This is a genomic window from Streptomyces sp. NPDC104309 (genome assembly GCF_055584025.1).
This window is the reverse complement of the sequence record NZ_JBVJMV010000117.1, coordinates 1-4,775: the sequence shown is the minus strand read 5'-3', so window position 1 is coordinate 4,775 and position 4,775 is coordinate 1. Positions and strand designations below refer to the sequence as shown.

Annotated in this window: 4 protein-coding genes and 2 pseudogenes; 3 read left to right on the top strand and 3 right to left on the bottom strand. The window is 64.4% G+C overall.

Annotated features, from left to right (window positions below; genetic code table 11):
* Together ACZ68L_RS46600 and ACZ68L_RS46595 are read right to left on the bottom strand one after the other, a co-directional pair.
* Positions 1-246 (bottom strand): hypothetical protein (locus ACZ68L_RS46600; protein WP_469590953.1); only part of this gene is annotated, 246 nt, incomplete at its 3' end.
* A 378-nt stretch (positions 247-624) separates the two neighbouring features.
* Entirely contained in the window at positions 625-1,239 is a 615-nt protein-coding gene (locus ACZ68L_RS46595; protein WP_469590951.1) for a hypothetical protein, read from the bottom strand.
* Positions 1,240-1,965: 726 nt separating this feature from the next.
* Here ACZ68L_RS46595 and ACZ68L_RS46590 point away from each other — a divergent pair.
* Positions 1,966-3,732, top strand: coding sequence for a trypsin-like serine peptidase (locus ACZ68L_RS46590; protein WP_469590950.1), 1,767 nt, complete (start codon positions 1,966-1,968; stop codon positions 3,730-3,732).
* Between the two features lie 76 nt (positions 3,733-3,808).
* Here ACZ68L_RS46590 and ACZ68L_RS46585 read toward each other — a convergent pair whose 3' ends face one another.
* Positions 3,809-4,312 carry a hypothetical protein gene (locus ACZ68L_RS46585; RefSeq protein ID WP_469590955.1) on the bottom strand — a complete coding sequence of 168 codons (504 nt, stop codon included), beginning with the start codon at positions 4,310-4,312 and terminating at the stop codon, positions 3,809-3,811.
* Here ACZ68L_RS46585 and ACZ68L_RS46580 point away from each other — a divergent pair.
* Positions 4,208-4,522: pseudogene (locus ACZ68L_RS46580) on the top strand (hypothetical protein); the annotation flags it as partial. The gene ACZ68L_RS46585 and the pseudogene ACZ68L_RS46580 overlap by 105 nt on opposite strands.
* A 52-nt stretch (positions 4,523-4,574) precedes the next feature.
* Positions 4,575-4,775 (top strand): annotated as a pseudogene (locus tag ACZ68L_RS46575) (hypothetical protein); the annotation flags it as partial.

The following is a 4,775-nucleotide window of genomic DNA, read 5'->3' as shown; positions in this document are numbered from 1 at the left end:
AGCCAGTGTCCGACAGCCAGGTCCAGCGCGTCGCCGTCGATGCGGGCCAGCAGTCGGCGGACCGTGGTCTCGGCGGGCAGGAGCCGCCTGGGCAGAAGCGGATCGGGGTCGACACCGACCTGTTCCAGCGCATACCCAGAGGCAATAGGCTTCGGCGATCCATTCGCCGACCGCCAGCAGCGAGGTCGCTCCGGCCAAGACCGCGCACGCGGTGAGAGCGAGCACGACAGCCAGGCGGTGGCGCACCCCGCGTGGGTCACGTGGGTCCGGCACCTCGACCAGCCGCTCCAGCAGGCACGGAACCTCCTCGGTTCCGACCTGCGGATTCTCGCGCAGTTGGTTAGGGCAGGCGGGATCAGAGATGATGCGTCGGCCGGCACGGTCTTCCACTTGGATCACGGGGAGTAGAGAACTCCATGATCTTGGAAGCCGGGCCTGTCACGTTCCGAGAGCATCGCTGAGTTGGTAGCTCGTCACGAACCGGGCGTCACGCGACCACCCCGAAGCCCTGCACCCTTCACCAGTTCACTCACACAGCGATCAACGACTCAGAACCCCAGCCACTTCGGAGCAATAGATTGCAGAAGCGTGCGGGAGAGGGACCTCGACGTCACAAATGCAATTTCAATGAGTAGTTGTCAATTTCTTTCTGACGTAGGTTCCCTGGTCGGCGCTATTCACGATGACAAGGCTTGCTCCTGTGTCACCGTCCCACCACTTGGCGAATGCCTCGGCAATGGCGTTGAGGTACTCCTGCGCCTGCGGGTCATTATACGTGAGATAGTCCGTTGAAACCGTCGCGGCACCCGTCCCGCGCACTCCATACCCGATGCTGAGTGATGTGATGTGTGGGGTGAGACTGCTACTGCTCGGAGCGTTTTTGTCGATCCATGAGCGAAATTCGGTGAGGAGGTTTGTCGGTTCGTTTCCGCTATAGAGCGGAACTTCTTTCACCGTCTTGCCGCCTTGGCTCAGGATGTGCGCCTTGCCGGCTGCCGGGTCATTGTCCCACCATTCCTTGAATGCCTGCGTGAGGGGGCCGACTTCCGTTGCTGCCCCACCCCATGCCCCATAATCGGTGAGGACCTTAACCAAGCCCCTCTTCTCGCTGGTGTAGTCGAGACTGACGTTTATTGCGTGGTCCGCCAGATCGCCAGCGCGGGCCGTATCGTTCGACCTCAGCCGTGATCGAAAGCCCATCAAAAGGTTTGGATCGTCTCCTTGTGTCTGTTTCGTCATGCCTGCATGACTGGTTGGCGGTGGAGATGCTGTCACCTTGTGCCCGGCGTCGCCTGCGGAGCACGAGGCAGCAAGAAGCATCGCTGCCACGGCTGGCAGTCCAGCCCTTCTGTTCAGTGACACGTATCGGCCAGTTTTGCTCACTACTCGCTCCGTTCAACCAGTCGGCGCATAACGTCACTTACGAGAGCAGGCCACAGGATACTGGCTCGACACTTTGTTCGAGATGCGCCTATGGTGATCTCTCCATTGATCTAGATCAATCGGGCCTCGGGCTGCCGAGGCTCGTTCTCGTGGGGGGAACCACCTTGAAAATAAGACGCAGCCTGCCTGCGATCGTCGCTGCGGCCGCGGTACTCACCACCACCGGACCGACATGGGCCGCTTTAGAGGAGCTAACAGAAAGGTTTGTTGATGCCATGTCCCTTTCTTCAGACGCTCGTTGAAGGTGTCATGGGGAAGGGAAAGGGTCCTCCGTTAGACCCCACGCTGCCCATCCCCGCGTCATCGGTTGACGTGCCAGCGACAGTCGCCTTTGCGGCCCTGGAAACGTCCGAAGTCTCGGCCACTCCCGAGGCATCGGCGGCACCGTCCGCAACCACGCCGTCTTCCTCGGCCGAGGTTTCCGGCCCCCCGGTGGCCACGCCTACGCCGACTACGACCACCACCTCGGATCCATCGACGGCGGAGCCCGATGACGACGCCGGCCTAAGACTGGCCCGCGAGATGGAGAAGTTCTGGACGCCGGAGCGCATGGCCCAGGCCGAGCCGGTCGAGCAGCAGCAGGCGCGGGAGGCTCAGGCGGCCGAGGAGAACGAGACGGTCGCGCCGCGTGAGGTGATGCCGCGGTCGCCCTCGCACACCTTCGAGGGCATCAAGGAAGTCGGCACCTTCTACTGGGCGCAGAAGGCGGGCAACGACTTCCCGGACCGCTACGACTACCGCTTCTGCGGTGGCACTGTCGTCCCATCTCCAGGCAAGAACCTGGTCGCGTCGGCAGCGCACTGCTTCGACAGCGATGACCAGAAGGAAAGCTTGATCTTCGTGCCACAGCACAGCGCGAAGAGCCCGATGCCGCACGGCATGTACCCCATCAAGAAGGGCCACATCTTCAAGGACCCCGGCTACACCGGGTCCAAGAAGAGCGAGGAGAACTACACCGACGTTGACGTCGCGTTCCTTGCCACCGAGCCGCGCAGCGACGGCAAGGAGGTTGAGGACGTCGTCGGGTCCATCCCGATGGGCTTCAACACCGGCTTCGATCACACCGCACACGCCATCGGCTACCCGTATCTGTACGGCGGTGCCAACTACAAGCCGAAGCAGGATCCGCTCAGCTGCACTACGCCGACGAAGAAGTACACCACCGGCAACACCAGGGACAGCGGCGGCCGGCTATGGCGCGGCGGCACGTTCACGGAGATCCACTGCGACGGCTACGTCGGCGGCACCTCCGGCGGACCTTTCATCACTGCGGGCGGCGAGTCGCCCAAGCTGATCGGCGTCACCGGCGGCTGGATGACCGGTGGTCACAGCGCCAACACTTCGTACTCGTCGTACTTCGACAACGACGCCAGGCGGATCTACGACGCCGCTAAGGCGGGCAAGCAGCCGGCCAGCATTGATCCGCCGCCGATGGCAGACCCGGTCCTGCCCGGCGCCAGCACGTGGAAGCATGCCAAGTCCATCGCCAACGGCTACTTCGCCCTCGATGGCCCGGTCTCCGAGGACCGGATGGATATGTTCGTTACGTGGTCGGACGGTGAGCTGAGCATCTACCGTGGCGCGGGCAAGGACAAGAACTACTTCGACAAGGAGTTCAGGGTCCTGGGCCCCAACGCCCTGTGGCGTGATCACGCCATGCAGGTCGTCGCGGGCGACTTCACTGGTGACAACGGCTCGGACCTCATCGTCCGCTGGTCGGACGGCGAGGTGACGCTCTACCCGTCGGTCGACGAGAAGGGCTTCCACGGCGAGTACCAGCTGGCCGCCCCCAACGGCACTTGGAAGCACGCCGAGGCGATGACCGCGGGCCGCTTCGGTGGCAACAAGTGGCAGGACGACCTCGTCGTACGCTGGTCGGACGGTGAAGTGACGCTCTATCAGAACACCGGCGACAACAAGAAGCTCGGCAAGGAGATCAAGGTCGTCTCGCCGGGCACCTCGCAGGCCGGTACGTGGAAGCATGCCACCCAGATCACCGCGGGCGACTACTCGGGCGATGACACCTGGGACTTGATCGTGCGCTGGTCGGACGGTGAACTGACGCAGTATCAGGACTCTACCGGCGCCGGCTTCTCCTCGGGCGAGCACAGGTGGAAGGCCCCGAACGACCTGTGGACGCACGCCCTGCTCGTAAGTGGAGGCGACTTCACCGACAACGCGTGGGCCGATGACACCATCGTGCGCTGGTCGGACGGTGAACTGACCCTCTACATCAACGGTAATGCCTCTGGCGTCGGCGCGGAAACCCAGCTCGTGGCACCCGCGTAATCACGGAGTGAAGGCTGGAGCCCGGGCGGCTTCGCTCGCACACGGAGCCGCCCGGGTGGCAGGCGTAGACGACGTCTCATTTCGAACGTCCCCTGATCCGCCGGCGGAGTGTGACCGGAACCAGAGGCGGTGAAGCCTTACTCGCCGCATCTGCGGTGGTTGCCAAGTCGAATGAGATGTTTGTGACGCTATGCACCCTGTGGTTCGGGTTCTCTTCGTTTGGCGGGGTCGTTGATCCAGGCCTGGCTGGGTATCTCGGGTGGCCTCGGCCGGTGCGTGAACCGTTGGTGTGGCGTTCGTAAGCCTCGGCGAGGGGCGGCGGCCCGCTACTGTAGTTCCTGACTTCCCCGGCGGTGCCGAAGTGGACGGAGGCGGGGGTGTGCAGGCCGATCCTGGAGTGCCTGGTGTGCCACATGCTGGTGGGCAGCACGTGGACGGTGACCGTCACGGTCCGGCCCTCGGCGGTGCGGGCGACGTGGGTGATCTCGAAGACCCGGTTGCGCTGGTAGAGCATCAGGAACTTCGCCACGTCCGGCGTGAGTTCGCGGTCCTCGATCGTCTCGTCGATGCGGGTCTGCACGTGCCCCATCTCGGCGAGACGGCTGATCACCGCCGGGGCCCGTGTCGTAGTGCTCCAGCACCGTCCCCATGCCGTCGCTCTACCGGCAGGAAGGCACCCTGCACCGAGGAGGTTCCGTGCCTGCTGGAGCGGCTGGTCGAGGTGCCGGACTCGCGTGACCCACGCGGGGTGCGCCACCCTCTGGCTGTCGTGCTCGCTCTCACTGCGTGCGCGGTGCTGGCCGGAGCGACCTCGCTGCTGGCGGTCGGCGAATGGATCGCCGATGCCTCTTACTTCTGGGTACGTGCTGGAACAGGTCGCTGTCGACCCCGATCCTCTTCTGCCCAGGCGGGTCCTGCCCGCCGAGTCCACGGTCCGCCGACTGCTGGCCCGCATCGACGGCGACGCGCTGGACCTGGCTGTCGGACACTGGCTCGCCGACCGCCGACCGCCGACCGCCGACCGCCGACCGCCGACCGCCGAC

Bases quoted from the DNA above. Each gene is read 5' to 3' on its own strand.
- ACZ68L_RS46595 (WP_469590951.1), bottom strand. From the start codon at position 1,239: ATGACGAAACAGACACAAGGAGACGATCCAAACCTTTTGATGGGCTTT.
- ACZ68L_RS46590 (WP_469590950.1), top strand. From the start codon at position 1,966: ATGGAGAAGTTCTGGACGCCGGAGCGCATGGCCCAGGCCGAGCCGGTC.